This window comes from Mycobacterium sp. URHB0021 (assembly GCF_054057895.1).
The window spans coordinates 748,232-763,844 of the sequence record NZ_JBSRZT010000002.1 but is presented as its reverse complement, the minus strand read 5'-3'; the positions used below and the strand labels follow the sequence as shown (position 1 = coordinate 763,844).

Annotated in this window: 17 protein-coding genes and 3 pseudogenes; 8 read left to right on the top strand and 12 right to left on the bottom strand. The window is 67.1% G+C overall.

Annotated elements, in window-relative coordinates:
* Positions 1-8 precede the first annotated feature (8 nt).
* A complete protein-coding gene (locus ACVWWN_RS05850) occupies positions 9-1,001 on the top strand; it encodes an ABC transporter substrate-binding protein (RefSeq protein ID WP_457143052.1) in 993 nt (330 codons plus the stop codon).
* Here ACVWWN_RS05850 and ACVWWN_RS05845 read toward each other — a convergent pair.
* Genes ACVWWN_RS05845 through ACVWWN_RS05830 form a run of 4 tightly spaced genes read right to left on the bottom strand, consistent with a single transcriptional unit; the run spans position 988 to position 3,883 of the window.
* A complete protein-coding gene (locus tag ACVWWN_RS05845; protein WP_457149010.1) occupies positions 988-1,680 on the bottom strand; it encodes a haloacid dehalogenase type II in 693 nt (230 codons plus the stop codon). The two genes, ACVWWN_RS05850 and ACVWWN_RS05845, sit on opposite strands and share 14 nt — an antisense overlap.
* Positions 1,680-2,114 carry a VOC family protein gene (locus ACVWWN_RS05840; protein ID WP_457143051.1) on the bottom strand — a complete coding sequence of 145 codons (435 nt, stop codon included), beginning with the start codon at positions 2,112-2,114 and terminating at the stop codon, positions 1,680-1,682. Before ACVWWN_RS05840 ends, ACVWWN_RS05845 begins: the two co-directional genes overlap by 1 nt.
* Positions 2,111-2,989 carry a DUF427 domain-containing protein gene (locus tag ACVWWN_RS05835; protein WP_457143050.1) on the bottom strand — a complete coding sequence of 293 codons (879 nt, stop codon included), beginning with the start codon at positions 2,987-2,989 and terminating at the stop codon, positions 2,111-2,113. Before ACVWWN_RS05835 ends, ACVWWN_RS05840 begins: the two co-directional genes overlap by 4 nt.
* 12 nt (positions 2,990-3,001) lie before the next feature.
* Positions 3,002-3,883, bottom strand: a complete 882-nt coding sequence (locus ACVWWN_RS05830) for an alpha/beta fold hydrolase (RefSeq protein ID WP_457143049.1) — start codon at positions 3,881-3,883, stop codon at positions 3,002-3,004.
* Between the two features lie 85 nt (positions 3,884-3,968).
* On the opposite strand from ACVWWN_RS05830, the gene ACVWWN_RS05825 reads away from it, so the two are divergent.
* From ACVWWN_RS05825 to ACVWWN_RS05810, 4 genes are all read left to right on the top strand, one after another.
* The gene (locus ACVWWN_RS05825; RefSeq protein WP_457143048.1) at positions 3,969-4,490 is read left to right on the top strand and encodes a CGNR zinc finger domain-containing protein; all 522 of its coding nucleotides are present in this window, start codon (positions 3,969-3,971) and stop codon (positions 4,488-4,490) included.
* 176 nt (positions 4,491-4,666) lie between these two features.
* On the top strand, positions 4,667-5,971 hold the full coding sequence (locus tag ACVWWN_RS05820; protein ID WP_457143047.1) for a TetR/AcrR family transcriptional regulator: 1,305 nt from the start codon (positions 4,667-4,669) through the stop codon (positions 5,969-5,971).
* Between the two features lie 117 nt (positions 5,972-6,088).
* Complete coding sequence (locus ACVWWN_RS05815; RefSeq protein ID WP_457143046.1) at positions 6,089-6,490, top strand: hypothetical protein; 402 nt, start codon at positions 6,089-6,091, stop codon at positions 6,488-6,490.
* A 12-nt stretch (positions 6,491-6,502) separates the two neighbouring features.
* Complete coding sequence (locus ACVWWN_RS05810) at positions 6,503-6,934, top strand: PPOX class F420-dependent oxidoreductase (protein ID WP_457143045.1); 432 nt, start codon at positions 6,503-6,505, stop codon at positions 6,932-6,934.
* 4 nt (positions 6,935-6,938) lie between these two features.
* On the opposite strand, the gene ACVWWN_RS05805 is transcribed toward ACVWWN_RS05810, so the two are convergent.
* The 5 genes and pseudogenes from ACVWWN_RS05805 to ACVWWN_RS05785 form a co-directional block, all read right to left on the bottom strand.
* Entirely contained in the window at positions 6,939-8,672 is a 1,734-nt protein-coding gene (locus ACVWWN_RS05805; protein WP_457143044.1) for an MOSC domain-containing protein, read from the bottom strand.
* A 35-nt stretch (positions 8,673-8,707) separates the two neighbouring features.
* Positions 8,708-9,424 carry an SDR family oxidoreductase gene (locus tag ACVWWN_RS05800; RefSeq protein WP_457143043.1) on the bottom strand — a complete coding sequence of 239 codons (717 nt, stop codon included), beginning with the start codon at positions 9,422-9,424 and terminating at the stop codon, positions 8,708-8,710.
* Positions 9,425-9,525: 101 nt separating this feature from the next.
* Positions 9,526-9,837: a hypothetical protein gene (locus ACVWWN_RS05795; protein ID WP_457143042.1), complete on the bottom strand. Its 312-nt coding sequence runs from the start codon at positions 9,835-9,837 to the stop codon at positions 9,526-9,528.
* 28 nt (positions 9,838-9,865) lie between these two features.
* The gene (locus ACVWWN_RS05790) at positions 9,866-10,177 is read right to left on the bottom strand and encodes a hypothetical protein (RefSeq protein WP_457143041.1); all 312 of its coding nucleotides are present in this window, start codon (positions 10,175-10,177) and stop codon (positions 9,866-9,868) included.
* Between the two features lie 506 nt (positions 10,178-10,683).
* Positions 10,684-11,809 (bottom strand): annotated as a pseudogene (locus ACVWWN_RS05785) (FAD-dependent oxidoreductase).
* Positions 11,810-11,972: 163 nt separating this feature from the next.
* On the opposite strand from ACVWWN_RS05785, the gene ACVWWN_RS05780 reads away from it, so the two are divergent.
* Positions 11,973-13,169, top strand: a complete 1,197-nt coding sequence (locus ACVWWN_RS05780) for an acyl-CoA dehydrogenase family protein (protein ID WP_457143040.1) — start codon at positions 11,973-11,975, stop codon at positions 13,167-13,169.
* A gap of 4 nt (positions 13,170-13,173) precedes the next feature.
* A complete protein-coding gene (locus ACVWWN_RS05775) occupies positions 13,174-14,316 on the top strand; it encodes an acyl-CoA dehydrogenase family protein (RefSeq protein ID WP_457149009.1) in 1,143 nt (380 codons plus the stop codon).
* A gap of 5 nt (positions 14,317-14,321) precedes the next feature.
* Here the strand turns inward: ACVWWN_RS05775 and ACVWWN_RS05770 are convergent.
* Positions 14,322-14,606 (bottom strand): annotated as a pseudogene (locus tag ACVWWN_RS05770) (sulfotransferase); the annotation flags it as partial.
* A 34-nt stretch (positions 14,607-14,640) separates the two neighbouring features.
* Between ACVWWN_RS05770 and ACVWWN_RS05765 the strand changes: the two are divergent.
* Positions 14,641-14,754 (top strand): annotated as a pseudogene (locus tag ACVWWN_RS05765) (DUF1214 domain-containing protein); the annotation flags it as partial.
* 67 nt (positions 14,755-14,821) lie between these two features.
* On the opposite strand, the gene ACVWWN_RS05760 reads toward ACVWWN_RS05765, so the two are convergent.
* Positions 14,822-14,989 carry a hypothetical protein gene (locus tag ACVWWN_RS05760; protein WP_457143039.1) on the bottom strand — a complete coding sequence of 56 codons (168 nt, stop codon included), beginning with the start codon at positions 14,987-14,989 and terminating at the stop codon, positions 14,822-14,824.
* Positions 14,990-15,318: 329 nt separating this feature from the next.
* The gene (locus ACVWWN_RS05755) at positions 15,319-15,486 is read right to left on the bottom strand and encodes a hypothetical protein (RefSeq protein WP_457143038.1); all 168 of its coding nucleotides are present in this window, start codon (positions 15,484-15,486) and stop codon (positions 15,319-15,321) included.
* Positions 15,487-15,613: the final 127 nt, after the last annotated feature.

Sequence of the window (15,613 nt, the reverse complement as noted above, 5' to 3'; positions counted from 1 at the left end):
GAAGGACAATGACGACGCACCGGATAACCAAGTCCGCCAGGGCCGCAGCCGCGGTCGTACTGGCCGCAGCCACCGCACTCGCGATGACTTCCTGCAACGACGCCGCTCCCGGAACGCAGGCGTCCGGGGACGCCAATTCGATCACGTTGAGCTACAGCCAGGTGGTGGCCGACGAACTGCCGTTCTGGATCGCCGACGAGGCGGGGATGTTCAAGGCACAGGGGCTCGACGTCAAGCTGACCAACCTCAGCAGCTCAGACGGCTTCCCCGCATTGATCTCCGGCCAGACGCAGCTCGCGTCGATCGGCGCACCCGAGATGGTGGCCGGGGCGGCTTCGGGCGGCCAGGTCAGCTACCTCGCCACGTTGACCCCGGTGTTCACCTACGAGCTGTTCGCCAAGGTCAACAGCGCCCAGGAACTCAAGGGCAAGCGTGTCGGCATCACCTCGACCAGTGGCTCGCTCTACATCGCGACCGTGGAAGCCCTCCAGCAGTTGGGCCTTCAGCCCAGCGATGTCGCGCTCACGCCGCTGGGCTCGGTCACCAACGTCAACAATGCGCTGGTCGCCGGCACCATCGACGCGGCGATGTCCCATCCCCCGACGACAACCCAACTCGAGGCGGCCGGGTATCACTCACTGCTCGATCTCGCGGCGCAGAACATCCCGACCTCGAACGTGGGCGTCGCCGCGACGGATGACTACGTCAAATCGCACGGCGACCAGATCCGCCGCTTCATGACCGCGGTGCAGCAGGCCATCAAGCGGGAGAAGACCGACGAGCCGTACGCCACCAGCGTGCTGTCCAAGCACCTGAATGTGACCGATCCCAAGGCTTTACACGAAACGTGGGCGTACTACACGAAGGTGCTGCCGGACGTGCCGACCCCAACCGTCGAGCAGCTGCAGACCTCGGTCACGGAACTGGCACCCACCAATCCGGCGGTCAAGAACCTGGATCTGTCGACCCTGGTGGATGCGTCGTTCGTCAGCCCCGAGTAGCGCGGCTCAGCCGCGCCGCCAGGTCGAGGATGTCGCGCGCGAGCACGGTGGGCTCGGGCACACCCTCCGCTCGCAGTGGGGCATTTCCCGGCCGGGTGATCAAGGCTCCGGCGTAGCCGGCGCGCTGCGCACCGATGATGTCCCATGCGTGCGCGGCGACCATCATGCATTCCGAAGGGGCGACCGAGAGCTCGTCGGCGACGTTGGTGTAGAGCTCGGTGGCGGGCTTGAAGGCGCGAAGCGGGTGGACACTGAACTGCCGCTCGAAGTGGTCACCCAGCCCGGCGTTGTCCAGCGGCGAGCAGGCATCGGCCCGCACCGGTGAGTTGGTCAGCGTCACCAGTCGAAACCCCTGATTCGCCAGCGCCTTCAGGCCTTCTTCCACGTCGGGATGCGCAGGCATGGTGCGCATCCCCTGCGCAATCGCATCCCGGTCGCCGGCGGTGATGGAGACTCCGTGCACATCGGCGAGCATCTGCAGGACCGCCTTCGACAGGGCGAAGAAGTCGGTGTAGCACCCTGACAGCGTGACCGTCATCGAATACAGCACGAGTTGGTTGAACCACTGCCGCAACGCCATTGGGTCCCCGAACACCCGGGTGAAAAGCGGCGCCATCGACTCGAGCTCGAGCAGCGTCTCGTTGACGTCGAACACCAGCACTGTCGGTCGTGTCTCCATCACTTCGCCCTACGGTAGCCGCGCTCCTGCAGCACCCATTCGTTGCCGTCGGGGTCCCGGAAGTCGGCGAAGCTCGCGTAATCCGCGTGGTCCGGGTCCGCGCCCAGCAGATACCGGCCCCGCCAACCGCCTTCGGTGTCCTTGTGCCGAATCGAGCTCACCGCGACGCCGGCGTCGATCAGTTGATTTCGTGCGGCCTCGATGTCGTCGACGACGAGGTAAAGCACCCGCACCGAACCCGGTGCCGCGTCGGTCAGCCCGACACCGAACTGTACCGACGCGGCCGATCCCGGCGGGGTCAGTTGCACCACGCGGAATCCGGGTGCGGGTGCGTAATCCACATCCAGTTCAAACCCCACCTGCTCCTGGTAGAACCGCAGTGACTTGTCGGGATCGGAGACGGGCAGGGTCACGACTTCCAGTGTCGCCTTCATCGGACGGTCCCGGCGTGGTCGTCGAGGATCTCCTCGGGGTCGAGGCCACGATCGATACCGTGCGGGACCACCGACTGTCCCGGCTCCAGAAGCAGTCGCTCACCGTCGAGCCAGACGTCCAGCTTGTCGGGTTCGAAAGACACCAGGTTGCGTACGCGCGCCACCTCGGTCCATGCATCGGGGTAGTACCACGCCGCGCGCTTGTGCTCGCCGACGGTGTAATAGTCGGCCAGCCCCTTGTACGGGCAGAACGTCTGTCCGTCAACCGGTTTGAGTTCGGATTCGTCGATGTCGTCACGCGGCACGTACCAGCGCGGGGCGAAGCCCGATTCGTACAGCACCACGGGTTTGCTGCTGTCGGCGATCACCCGGTCGCCGTCGCGTACCACGAGATGTCTCGAGGTGTCCCTGATGTCGATGCGGTGGTAGGGGTCCGCCGCGTGTCCGACGATGCGTTCGTCCTCCTCGTAGAACCCATCCATGGCGCGCCATGCGAACGCCACCCGGTCGGCGAGATCCGTTGCATAGCTGGGCAGCGCCGTGTGTCGCCACGCGGCGTGAGGCGCCTGTCGATCGCCGGCCGAGACGGTGTACCACTGCATGTCCCCGAGCTCGCCATGGGTGGTGACACGGTCCTCGGGCGCCAGCACGTCGCTGCCGATGTCGGCGAGGGGGAAGTAGGCCACCGGGTAGCGGCCCGGTTCGTGCAGAAGCAGCACATCTTCACTGTCGGCGAGCCATTCGTCGGCGAAGCGTACCCGTATGCGCCTGCGTAACGGTTCGACGAACAGCAGGTGTTCGGGTAACGGCTCCGGGGTCAGGAAGTGACCGATCGAACCCGCGGCCAGTGGTCCTTGTTGCCAGGCCAATCCCATTGTTCTTTCCTTTCAGTTCCGACCGGATGTGAGGCGGCGGCCCAGGAAGTCATCGATCAGTTGCGCGACCACGTCGCCCGCGGACTCGAGCAGGAAATGCCCGCCGTCGAGGAGATGGATCTCGGCGTCCGGTGAATCGCGGCGGAAGGCGCGGGCGCCGTCGGGGCCGAAGATCGGGTCACCCTGGCCCCATACCGCCAGCACCGGCACCTTGCTGTCGCGCAGGTACTCGTGCAGCGCCGGGTACATCGGCGGGTTCGTCGCGTAGTCCAGGAACAGCTTCAGCTGGATGTCGTCGTTGCCCGGCCGCCCGACGAGCGCGGTGTCATGGGTCCAGGTGTCCGGGCTCACCACGGTCTCGTCGGGCACCCCGGTGAGGTACTGCCACTTGATGGATTCCACGTCGAGCGCCGTCCTGATGGCCGCTTCGGTGTCCGCGGTCTGCCGCTTCTGGTAATCCCACACCGTCTTCCAGAAGCCCTCGATGAACCCCTCGTCGTACCCGTTGCCGTTCTGGCTGATGATCGCGGTGATCGCCGAGGGACGGCCCAGCGCCAGCCGCCAGCCGATCGGCGCGCCGTAGTCCTGGACGTAGACCGCGTAGCTGCGCACGCCCAATTGCGCGAGCAGGCCCTCGACCAGACCGGCCAACGCGTCGAAGGTGTAGTCGAACTCCCCCACCGGCGGCGCGTCGGAGAACCCGAAGCCCAGGTAGTCGGGCGCGATGACGTGATGCCGCCCGGCGAGCCGGGGAATCAGCTCGCGGAACATGAATGAACTGGTCGGGAAGCCGTGCAGCAAAACGATCGCCGGGGCGCCGGAGTCGCCGGCTTCCCGGTAGAACAGCCGGTGTCCGTCGACGGTCGCGTTCCGATGGTGAACTCGAGGCGGCATGACTAACTCCTATTGGTCGCTTTAGTGGTTCGTGACAGTGAACCCCGCGTCCTGTAACCTGTCAATAGTTCTTTGGAGGTTAGTTATGGATCTGATCGCGGCGGGCCATGCCGACGAGGAGTTGCTCCTCGATCTGCTCAACACCACCCCCGTGGTGGACGGCGTCGCCCGCGACGATCTCGAGGATGCCAAGGCGGCACGCAAATGGATGCGGGAGCACGGCATCGCCCCCAGTGATGCCGAGTTGGCGGCGCTCATCGCCGCACGCGCCACCCTGCAGGCGATCGTTCGCGGCCACCAGTCGCCGGTCACGCTGGACGGTCTCCTGAGCGGTGTGACTCTTCGCCCGGTGGCCACCGCGGACGGACTGTGCTGGCGAACCGAACTCGACGGCGCCCCTGAAGGTGCCGGCCGTGCGGTGCTGGCGTGGGACGGCCTGCGGATCTCGAGTCCAGGGCGACTGCGGCCGTGCGCCAATGACGACTGCCGACTGTTTCTGATCGACCGGAGCAAGCCCAATACCGCCCGGTGGTGCTCGATGGCCGTCTGTGGCAATCGCATGAAGGCCCGACGCCACTACCGGCGCGCACGTTCGGCGATCGACTGAGCATCCCGGCCTCCGTCTCCATTGGACTGGGATGTACAACCCAGTATTTTCGTCCCACTGTCCGACATGGTCAATGTGCGCAAGCTGGAAAGTGCCTGTGCGATTTGGTTTTGCCGTGTCGGGAGACGCCGGGTCATATGGCTCGGATAGGCGGGCTGGAGGGCTAGCCTGACGCCATGGGAATCGGCGGATCTGCTCTCGACGAGCAGCGGCTGACCGCCAAGGGGCGTGCCACCCGGGAGCGGATCGCGCATGCGGCCGCGGAAATGATCGTGTCCGAGGGGCTTTCGGCGTTCAGCATGGCCGATGTGCGCAGAGCCGCATCGGTGAGCGGTTCACAACTGTCGCATTACTTCACCGACAAACAGGCGCTCATCCGAGCGGTCATCGCCCGGCAGACCGATGTGGTGCTGGACTTTCACCGGCAACCGAAGTTGCACGGACTGGAGACATTCGACGACTTCGAGCGCTGGATCGAGATGAACGTGCGCTACCTGCGGCGCGTCGGCTATGCCGGCACACCCACCTACCATGCTTTGGCCGGGGTGCTCGCCAAATCCGACGAGGTGACCCGCACTGCGCTCGGCGTGGGTTACTGGCGGTGGGTCGAGTTCGTCGAACAGGCACTGCGACGGATGAAGGATCGCGGCACGTTGGTGAAGAAGGCCGACCCGCGACGGCTTGCGCTGGTGGTCGTCACCGCTCACCAGGGCGGCGGCACGATCGCGTTCACCTATCGGCAGGAGTGGCCGCACGTCGACGCCGTCCGTTTCGCGGTGAACTATCTGCGCCTGTTCGCCGCCGACCCGGCGGAGCGTCAGGCGCGACCGCCCCGCCGCCCCCGTGGACGAACCACCGTCCGTGCGGTGCAGAACGAGAACACCGCGCGGTTCACCGACAAGGGTCTCGAGATTCGGGCCCACATCATCGATGTCGCCGCGAGGCTGATGTTCGAGCAGGGCATCGCGGCGACCAGCCTCAAGGATCTCCGCGACTCCGCGGGCGTCAGCGGATCGCAGCTCACGCATTACTTCCAGGACAAGCGTGACCTGACGCGCCACGTCATCTGGGCGCGTCGAGACGACGTGCTGGCTTTTCACACCCAGCGGCGCCTCGGGGACCTCGACAGCATCGGGGCCCTGCAGTCGTGGGCCGAAGCCTGCGCGACCCAAGCCAAGTCGGTCTATCGTCGCGGCGGCTGCGTCTACGGTTCGCTGGCCGGCGAGCTGCTGGAGGCCGACGATCGGGTGCTCGACGAGTTGGCCGCCGGTTACGGCCAGTGGCTGGATGTGTTCCGGCGCGGGCTGACCACCATGTCCGAGCGCGGCGAGCTACGCCCGGACGCGGATCCTCGCCACCTCGCGGTTGCGTTGGTGGCCGCACACCAGGGCGGCACCATGGTCACCTTCACCACCGGCGATGCGGAACCCGCGCGCGTAGCGGTCACCGCGGCGGTCGACTACGTCCGCTCGTTCGGCTGACACCCCGTGCCTCGGCGATGGCTGCGCGGCAACGGCTCCGGACACCGGCGTGGCGGCGCGCGACGGTGGCAAAAGCGCGGGTAGACGAGGTGGTGGACGCCGAGATCACCGACGCCCGTGCCCGCGGTAGGCCCCGACGACCATCTGCGGGCATTGCTGATCAACGGCCGCACCGATACCGGTAAAAATCTGAGCGATAAGCGGACTCGTGATTTGGTGGTCTCGCTGATCGCCGATGGCTACGAGACGGCCAGCGGTGCGATGGCCTGGGCCGTCCATGCCTTGCTGATCGTCCACGGGGCGTGGGACAGGCGGCCGAGGAGGTGCGCGACGTGCTCGGCGACCGGCCATTCCGTTCAGCGGTGGGCAGCACCGCTGCATCGGGCCACCCCGGCGACCACCGAGATGACAGTCATGCCGGCGCGGCTGGTGGCCCGGGCGACGCGGCGCCCGGCGCCGGGCCCCGATGGTCGACATCTGCGCACACCGGCGCGCGGAATAGCCGTCGCGCGCTCATGAGTTGCGTCTGACATGACCGCCGCACAATTCGACCCGCACACGCTGATCGCCGAGAGCCGACTCGGGGTGCTCGCCACCATCAAGTCGAACGGCTTCCCACAGCTATCCCCGGTCACGCCGTACTACGACCGCGAGACGGGCCTCATCTACGTCTCGATGACGGAAGGACGAGCCAAGACCGCGAACCTGCGTCGCGACCCGCGGGGCGCACTCGAGGTCACCAGCTCCGACGGTTGGGCGTGGGCCACCGCCGAGGGGACGGTGACGCTGACCGGGCCGGGGACCGATCCGCACGGCCCCGAGGTAGCGGCGCTGGTGGACTACTACCGGCGCGCCGCGGGCGAGCACCCGGACTGGGACGAGTACCGATCGGTCATGGTCTCCGATCGCCGGGTGCTCATGACGATGCGGGTGGCACGCGTGTACGGCGAGAAGATCCGCTGAGCCGTCACAGATCGAGAACGAGGTCGTCCGCGGGCTCGGCCGAACAGATCAGCACGGAGCCCTCTGCGGGCAGTTCCAAGGGTTCCCGGTTGTACCTGGTCGATCCGGCGATGACCCGCGTGATGCAGATATGGCATACACCGCTGCGGCATGAGAATCGGGTCGGCACGTCGCAGGCCTCGGCGAGCTCGAGGATGCTTGCGTAATCCGACGACCATGTCACGGTGATCCCGCTGCGGGCGAACGACACCGGCGGACCCGTGCCCGCCTGCCCTTCGGGCAGATGCGGCGGCCTTGCCGGGGTCGCGACGATGCCGGGATTGATCGGTGGTAGGGCGCCGAACAGCTCGGAGTGGATGCGCGACGGGTCGATACCGACGTCGGCGAGCGCGTCGCGCATATCGGACATGAACCCGGTCGGCCCGCAGAGGTAGGCGGCAGCGTCTGTCGGCAGCGACAGCGCGGCGATCGCCGCCCGGTCCAGCCTGCCCGGGGTGATGGCGCCCGCGGATTGTGCTGCGGCGGTGTAGAACACGTGCTCGCAGGCGTGCGGAAGCGCGGCGATGAGACCACTGACTTCCTCGGCGAACGCGTGGCTGTGCGCATCGCGAGTGGTGTGCAGCCACCAGATCTCGCGCTCACTGTGGGTGGCCGCAAGCGCATGGAGCATGGCCAGTACCGGGGTGGCTCCGATACCCGCGGACACCAGCACGATCGGCGACGTGTCCTGCATCAGGTAGAAGTCGCCGCGCGGCGCGGCCGCGTCGATGACTGACCCGGGCGTGATGTGGGCGTGCAGCCAGCCGCTCACCTGGCCGTGCGCCTCGTGTTTGACGCTGATCCGGTACTGCCCCCGCCCGGTGTCCCCCGACAGTGAGTAGCTGCGCAGTGGTGCGGGATCACCGGCGTCCGGTAGCCGGACGGTCAGATACTGACCGGGCAGCGGTGGCGGAAGCCGCGTGCCGTCCTGCGCTTCCAGCAGGATCGACATGACTGTCGAACTCTCGGCGCGCGTCGTCGCCACCCGCAGGGAGCGGAAACCGCGCCATCCTGGTTCGACGCCGATAGGCGGCGGCGTTGCGACAGTGGAACTTTCGTGTGCGGTCAGCAGTTCGGCGAAGGACTGCTGCCAACCCGGGCTCAGTGCCTCGATCTCGACCGCTTTGCGGAGTTGGTCGATGTCGCGGTCCGGTAGGTACAGCAACGCGTCGGTATCGGCGACGCTGAGTTCGTGGCGGCCACGACGGGTCCGCACGATAGCGTCGCCGACACGCACCAGTCCTTCGGTGATGACGCGGAAGTAAAAGCCAGGACGATGATGGGCCACCAGTAGATTCGGCATATCGGATTCGCCGAGACGCATACCGACCCGGAAGCACGTCACCCGCGGCTGCGTCACCTCGAACTCGGCGCCACCGATCCGGTAACGATCTCCGATGCAGACCTCCGCATCGGTCATGCCGTCGACGGTGAAGTTCTCGCCGAAACTGCCCGGTTCCAGATCCTCGCGCCCGAAATGGCTCTTCCAGTGCTCATAGGACTCGGTCTGGTACACCATGACGGCGCGTTGTTCGCCCCCGTGCCCATTCAGATCGCCCTGTCCGTCTCCGTCGAGATTGACCCGGCGCGCCATCACCGGTCCAGCGACGGGTGATTTGTAGATTCCGGTGTGCACCGTCTTACCGCGCCATTGCACGTCGGCGGGCATCCCGACATTTACCGAGACCAGGGTCCCCATGAGCCGATCTTCGTCGATTGCGGGCATGGCCGCGGCTAAACCAGCGGTTCCCCGCCGTCGATCTTGAGCGTCATGCCGGTCATGAACGTGTTCGTCATCGCGAACAGCACGGCATTGGCCACGTCGTCGGAGGTACCGATCCGCCGCGCCGGATTGCGACCGCCGATATGCGCGAAGTAGTCTCGCTTGCCGTCCTCGCCGAGGGCGTCCCAGGCCCCGGTGTCGATGACTCCGGGCGAGATGGTGTTGACCCGGGTGGGGGCGAGTTCGACCGCGAGCGATCGGGTGAGGAAGTCCACCGCCCCGTTGGTGATGGCCACGCCGAGGTAGCCGACACTCACCTTGAACGCGTTGACACCGGAGAACAGCACAAACGAACCGCCGTTGTTGATCTGGGGGGCGAACTGTTTGGCGAGCATCGTCGGTCCGATCACCTTTGTGTCGAACGACAGTTGCAGCTTCTCGCGGTCGAGTTCGGCCAGCTTGCCACGGGCCCTGGCCGACGCCGTCGACACCACATGGTCCACCGGACCCACCCGCGTGGCGAATGCCGCTATCGACTCGTCGTCGGTGATGTCGACGGTCTCGGCGCTGATCGCCGGATCGTCGTAGGCGGCGGCGAGCCGGTCGCGATCCCGGCCCGCCACCACAACGCGGGCGCCCTCCGAGCGACATAGCAGCGTCACCGCGCGGGCGATGCCGCTACTGCGGCCCACCACCACAATCGTCTTGTCCTGCAGCGCATTAGCCATGGTTCGGCCCTTCAGATGACATTGGGTTGGCCGACCCAGATTACGATTCGCTCCGGGGCGCGGTCAACGCGGCCGGAGCGATTCACAGTCATGCCGCAGGTCTACGGAACGCCATTGATACCGGGGTGCTGGCCCGGCGCGACGCCGGGTGCTCCCGGCGCGGTGACAGGCGGTGTGAACAGGTTGCCGCCGTGGGGATCGAGGCTCTTCTCCGTCGGAGAGGGCGGAGGTGTGCTCGGCGGCGTCGTGGTCGTGGTCGTCGTTGTCGTGGTCGTCGACGTGGACGGCGTCTGATTGGAGCTGCTCGAGCACCCGGCGGTGGCCGCGATCATCGCGATGAGGGCGGCGCCACCGGCGGCGGCCGTCGCACGCCGGCCGAAGTGCTTCTCGGTCTTGGTCCCGGTCATTGTCATGGTCGATGTCCTGTCTGGGCCGGCGCGGTCACTTGTTGTTCCGGTGGACGCCAGGCGGTTCCGTCGGTGCCGGCGGGGCCTTCACCCCGGGCGTGAACAGGTTGCCCCCGGTGGGGTTGATGTTCTTCTCGGTCGGGGAAGGGGGCGCCGTGGTCGGGGGTGGCGCCACCGATGTGGTCGTGGTCGTGGTCGAGGTCGACGGCGCCTGATTGCCGTTGTTGCCGCATCCGGCAGTCAACGCAATCATCGCGATGACGGCGCCGCCACCGGCGATGGTCATGTAGCGGCGCACCTTGTGATTCGACTTCGGTGCCTCTGTCCTCTGCAGCGAGTAAGTCATTACCAACGCTCCTTCTTGTCGCGCCTGTCTGTGCTAGGGATCTATCGGTGTTATCGGGTTCTCACCGGCGAGTTCGCCCGTCGCGCCCGGCTGGGTCGATCCGGATAGTGGGCCAGTCAACCCACAAATGTCCAGAGCCACCGCCTTGGAATTGGCTGTGTGTCGGCTGCGACGGGCGGCGCGCCTGGCGTCGGCCGACGTCGAGAACGAAAAACCCAACAGCGGAATGTCTTTCAAAAGGAACTCGCCCGTCCGGGATAGCGCCCGGAAATCTGCCGGCCGGCTCGCCCACTCCGGGGGTGGTGAACAACCGTGCCGACGTCACCCAGCGGCACCCGAGTTACCCGATTCGCCCACGTTCGACCATTCCCTGAACCCCTCCGAGTCAAAGAGGCGCGTTACCCGCCCACTGAGGACAAGAACGCCCCAGACCTTGCTCGTGATGTGCTGTGCGCCATCCGGATTCTTGATATCGACCATAAGGCGAATCGATGGCGCGCCCGTCGCTAGCGCATCGGGTTGTTGTCGCGCACGCCCCGATAGATCCCCCAGCGGACGATCAACGGCATCAGGACCCGGTCGAACGACCAGGCCGGAAACCTGAATGCCCGGCCATTGGGGGCAAACACCTCGATGCCCTCGGGCTGGATTCCGATCACCGAACCCCACCGCCTTCCCACCCGACGGAAACCACGCAGCGGCCGGCCGGCGAACTGGGCGCGGACGTTGTGCGCGAGCAAACCGTCCCCCCGGTTCCGTGCCGAGCTACGCAACGGATCCGTCGCCGCGACGTCTCCGATCGCGAACACGGCGGGGTGGCCGGGCACCGTCAACTCGGGTGTCACCCGGACGAAGCCGGCCTCATCGAGCAACTCCCGCGGCAGCCACTCCGTGTTGGGCCGCACCCGACCGATCGTCCAGAGCACCGCGTCGGCCGTCGCCGGTGGTTGCCCGGTGCTCCACTGCACGGGCGCGCTGGTGATCTCGTCGCATCCGAAACCCGGGGAAATCACCGCCCGGTGTCCGGGGTGCAGCTTCACGCCGACCGCGCCGAGGCGTCGCTCGACCCGTTCCCAGGCCCGCGGATGGTGGTACCCGAGCGCCCGTGCGCCCGGGAAGTAGAGGTCCACCCGTGTTCCTGGCCAGGTCCGGGCCACATTCGCCGCACTGCCTGACGGCGGCCGCTCCACCGCCAACCACAATCACCGATCGCGCGGTTGCCAGCCGGCCGTGCGCGGCGCGGAGGTCGGCGCCGATGTCGTGCGCCGACTGGAAGTCCGGCCGCCGCCAGAACCCGTTGGTGACACCGGTCGAGATGATCAGCGAGTCATACTCATGGGCCGACGACGAGCCGTCGCCGTGACCCACCGAGACGGTGCGCGCGGCCAGGTCGACGCCGGTCAGGGTGCCGTGGACGGTGCGCACCCGGTCCAGCCCACGGAAGTTCTCGAAGGGTATCCAGTTGGTGCGGGCCCAGTCATCGGGGCGAGACAGCCGCCAGCCGAGCTCCTGGCCGCTCACCAGTGCGGGTTTGGCCGAGATGCCGACAACCTCGGCATGACGGGCGAGCCGGATCGCGGTCAGGACACCGCTGTCGCCGAGCCCGGCAATCACGCCGCGCTTGCGCGTCAACTCGCGCCTGGCCGAATATGCCAGCGCTACTTCACCTTTAACGAGTGTTTCCGCCCGCGTCGGCTTGCATACGGCCCTCCTACAAGGAGGGCAAAATGTAACACGTTCTAATGTAGCTGGACCCGGGGTTTGCCGATATTCGGTGGTTTCCTATCGTGGCTGAATGAGCACCGCTACCGACTCGGACAAAGTCGCCGAGACAGCGCGACAAGTCGTCTCCGACCACGATCCGACGTCCGTCCCGATCCGCGAATTCCTCGGCGCCTGTTACGACGCGGGCCTGTCGTGGGTGCACTTCCCCGAAGGTCTCGGCGGGCTCGGAGTTTCACGTGGCCTGCAGGCCGTCGCCGACAAGGTGCTGCAGGAGGCGGGCGGCCCGGTTCCGCTCGCGTTGAACCCGATGGGCTATGGCATGGCGGCGCCCACGGTGCGTGAGCATGCGCAGACCGATGACGTGAAACGGCGCCTCCTGCGCCCCCTGGCCACCACCGAGGACATCTGGTGCCAACTGTTCTCCGAGCCGGGGGCGGGTTCCGACCTCGCGGGCCTGGCCACCTCGGCGGTGCAGGACGGCGACGACTGGGTGATCAACGGGCAGAAGGTCTGGACCAGCCTGGCGCACCGGGCCCGGTGGGGATTGCTGCTCGCCCGGACGAACCCTGATCTGCCCAAGCACAAAGGCCTGACGTACTTCGTCCTCGACATGCACGGGTCCGGTGTCGAGACCCGGCCGCTGCGCCAGTTGACCGGGCACGCCGAGTTCAACGAGGTGTACATGACCGACGCGCGGATTCCGGACGCGTACCGGCTGGGCGGGGTCGGCGATGGCTGGCGCGTGGCGATGACCACGTTGATGAACGAGCGCAGCGCGCTTGGTGCCAGCGGCAACCGGCGCGGGGCAGGCACTATCGCCGACGCCGTGTCGCTGTGGGCGTCCCGTCCGGAACTGCAGACGCCGGTGCTGCGTGACCGGCTGAGTCGGCTCTGGCTGCGCGCAGAGGCCCAGCGGCTGACCTTCGAGCGGTCCCGCGCGACCGCCACCGTCGGCGGCCCGGGACCGGAAGGCTCGATCGGCAAGCTGGTCGGCGCCGAGCTGAACCAGCACATCTACCAGTTCTGCATGGATTTCCTTGGGCCGGAAGGGATCCTGTACCACAGCTACGCGCTGAGGGACAACGACCGCGAGGCCGAGGATTGGCGCGGCCCGTTGCAGCAGCGCTTTCTGCGCAGCCGCGCCAACACCATCGAGGGCGGCACCTCGGAGGTGATGCGCAACATTCTCGGTGAGCGCGTGCTGGGGTTGCCCGGTGACCTGCGCGCCGATGCGGGCATGCCATGGAAGGAGGTCCCCCGTGGCTGAGTTCATGTTCACCGACGAGCAGGCACAGTTGCGCAGCGCGGTGCGCAAGTTCAGCACCGAGAACTTCGACGAGCAGACAGTCCGCGGCCTGATGGAATCCGACCCGCCGTTCGACGCCAAGGTGTGGGCCCGCCTGGGTTCCGAACTCGGTGTGCTCGGGCTGTCGGCCCCCGAGGCCGACGGCGGCGTGGGCGGCACGCTCGTCGATCAGGCCGTCGCGGTCGAGGAGTTGGGCGCCTCGCTGGCATGCGGGCCGGTCTTCGGCACAGTGTTCCTGGCCATCCCCGCGCTCGTCGCCGCGCCCTCGGGAGAGGTACGCGACGCGTTGCTCGGCGACCTCGTCGCGGGCCGCCGCACCGCGGCCTTCGCGGTCGCCGACCGCGCGGGGGCGTTCGATGCCGCGGCGGTGGCGGTGACCGCGGCGGGCGACGCACTCACCGGGTCCGTCGACCGGGTCGTCGACGGCGGCGCCGCCGACGAGCTGTTGGTCGCCGCGACCGGACCGGACGGGCCGGTGCTGTATGCCGTCGACGCGGCGGGACCGGGGGTGGACCGCACGGGCCTGGTGACGCTCGACCTCACTCGGCCGCAGGCGAACATCCGGTTCTCCGACGCACCCGGCCGGCTGATCGCCGGAGCCGACGAGGCGGCCCGCGTGATCGGGCATGCGCTGCAGGTCGGCTCGGCGTTGCTCGCCGTCGAGCAGGTCGGAGCGGGGCAACACCTCCTGAACCTGACCGTCCAGTACGCCAAGGAACGGTGGCAGTTCGGCCGGGCCATCGGCTCGTTCCAGGCGGTCAAGCACCGGATGGCGGACATGCTCGTCGACCTCGAACACGCACGCTCGGCCGCCTATCACGCGGTGTGGGCATTGACGGACGGCACCGACGATCCCGCGCTGGCCGCGAGCATGGCGCAGGCGACGGCGTCGGCGGCCTTCAGCCGGATCGCGACGGACACCATCCAGGTGCACGGCGGCATCGGCTTCACGTGGGAACACCAGGCGCACCTGTACTTCAAGCGCTCCACCACCGACGCCGCGCTACTCGGCGGTGCCGAGCAGCATCGGTCACGGATTGCGGAACTGGTGCTCGACACCGCTTCGGGGGACCGCGCACCGCGGGTCGCGACGGGCGCCCCGATGTAACGGTCCTAGGACCGGCACCGGTCGGCGTACCGCGCAAAGCGGGCGTGCAGGTCGTTCTCGTCGAGGCCGAACATCGCGCACGAGGTGGCGACGCGGCCGAGTCGGCCCCGCTGATGGCCCGCCAGGTAGTCGGCCATCGGGCCGCGCGCAGCGTCGGTCATCGGTTCGCCGGCGAGCGCGTACACCTGCCCGGCGACGCCGGCTTCGTCGGCCATGAAGTCGTCGAAACGGATGTCGACCGAGCGGTCCGGCCCGACGGTGTCGCGGTCGCGGACGAGTGCGGCCGACATCGCCACGGAGTGGGTCGACCGCCTCGACCTGATGCTGGACTATCCCCGAGGCAATCTCGCATTCCGGTGGTTTCTGGCCGACGGCGTTCCGGCGCGGCCAGAGGTGCGTCTGGTGAGGGCATCCGAGGCGTCGGCCGAGGTCGACTGATCGCACGACCTGCCTGAAGACGCGAAAAAGGGCACCCCGTGCGGGGTGCCCTTTTCGTCAGCTTGCGTCAGCGGCTCTGGTGCACGTTGGTGCTGACCTGCGGGACACTCACCGTCGGCTGGGTGTTGTTGACCCAGTCGTGGTGGCCGATGTCGGCGGAGGCCGGTCCGGCGAATCCGACGATGGCGGCGAACAGTCCACTGGCGGCGATGGTGGCAAATCCGAACTTCTTCATTTTGGTGCCCTCTTCTTCTCTGAGCTTCGATGTTCAAACCGTGGCGGCGAAGTCTCGGTTCGGACGCTGTGTCGGCGTCTTGGTGGTGCCTTGCGCCGATCTAACTCTTTAAACCAACAGGTCAGAGGATTAATTCCGCTGGCAGCAATTGGTGGTCGATTGGCAGTAATCGAGCGCCTCCGGCCATGGATCAGGGCCGCCCATCCCGGCCGGAGGCCTTGCCGGTGTTGTGTGGACCGCCTCTGGCCCGCAAAGGTGACGCCGGTTACAGGCCGCCTCAACGCACGAAAAAGGGCACCCGGCGAGGGGTGCCCTTTTGGTCAGTTTGTTCAGCGGCTTTGGTGCACGTTGTTGTTCACCTGCGGAACGCTCACCGACGGCTGGAGGTTGTTGACCCAGTCGTGGTGGCCGATGTCGGCCTGAGCGGGACCGGCGAAGCCGAGGATCGCAGCAGCCAGCCCGCTCGCGGCGATGGTGGCAAATCCGAACTTCTTCATTTTGGTGCCTTCTTCTTCTTCTGTACTTCGGTGTCCGACCCGTGACGTCGATGGCTGGGATTCGGACTCTGTATCGGCGTTTCGGTTGTTCCTCCTGCCGATCTAATTGGTTGAACACAGTGCTCAG

What these genes read in the sequence shown, in the direction of transcription:
- ACVWWN_RS05780 (WP_457143040.1), top strand. Translation starts at nt 11,973, where the DNA reads ATGAGCACCGCTACCGACTCGGACAAAGTCGCCGAGACAGCGCGACAA.
- ACVWWN_RS05755 (WP_457143038.1), bottom strand. Translation starts at nt 15,486, where the DNA reads ATGAAGAAGTTCGGATTTGCCACCATCGCCGCGAGCGGGCTGGCTGCT.
- ACVWWN_RS05820 (WP_457143047.1), top strand. Translation starts at nt 4,667, where the DNA reads ATGGGAATCGGCGGATCTGCTCTCGACGAGCAGCGGCTGACCGCCAAG.
- ACVWWN_RS05850 (WP_457143052.1), top strand. Translation starts at nt 9, where the DNA reads ATGACGACGCACCGGATAACCAAGTCCGCCAGGGCCGCAGCCGCGGTC.
- ACVWWN_RS05800 (WP_457143043.1), bottom strand. Translation starts at nt 9,424, where the DNA reads ATGGCTAATGCGCTGCAGGACAAGACGATTGTGGTGGTGGGCCGCAGT.
- ACVWWN_RS05760 (WP_457143039.1), bottom strand. Translation starts at nt 14,989, where the DNA reads ATGAAGAAGTTCGGATTTGCCACCATCGCCGCCAGTGGACTGTTCGCC.
- ACVWWN_RS05810 (WP_457143045.1), top strand. Translation starts at nt 6,503, where the DNA reads ATGACCGCCGCACAATTCGACCCGCACACGCTGATCGCCGAGAGCCGA.
- ACVWWN_RS05790 (WP_457143041.1), bottom strand. Translation starts at nt 10,177, where the DNA reads ATGACTTACTCGCTGCAGAGGACAGAGGCACCGAAGTCGAATCACAAG.
- ACVWWN_RS05795 (WP_457143042.1), bottom strand. Translation starts at nt 9,837, where the DNA reads ATGACAATGACCGGGACCAAGACCGAGAAGCACTTCGGCCGGCGTGCG.
- ACVWWN_RS05835 (WP_457143050.1), bottom strand. Translation starts at nt 2,989, where the DNA reads ATGGGATTGGCCTGGCAACAAGGACCACTGGCCGCGGGTTCGATCGGT.
- ACVWWN_RS05840 (WP_457143051.1), bottom strand. Translation starts at nt 2,114, where the DNA reads ATGAAGGCGACACTGGAAGTCGTGACCCTGCCCGTCTCCGATCCCGAC.
- ACVWWN_RS05805 (WP_457143044.1), bottom strand. Translation starts at nt 8,672, where the DNA reads ATGGGGACCCTGGTCTCGGTAAATGTCGGGATGCCCGCCGACGTGCAA.
- ACVWWN_RS05775 (WP_457149009.1), top strand. Translation starts at nt 13,174, where the DNA reads ATGTTCACCGACGAGCAGGCACAGTTGCGCAGCGCGGTGCGCAAGTTC.
- ACVWWN_RS05825 (WP_457143048.1), top strand. Translation starts at nt 3,969, where the DNA reads ATGGATCTGATCGCGGCGGGCCATGCCGACGAGGAGTTGCTCCTCGAT.
- ACVWWN_RS05830 (WP_457143049.1), bottom strand. Translation starts at nt 3,883, where the DNA reads ATGCCGCCTCGAGTTCACCATCGGAACGCGACCGTCGACGGACACCGG.
- ACVWWN_RS05845 (WP_457149010.1), bottom strand. Translation starts at nt 1,680, where the DNA reads ATGGAGACACGACCGACAGTGCTGGTGTTCGACGTCAACGAGACGCTG.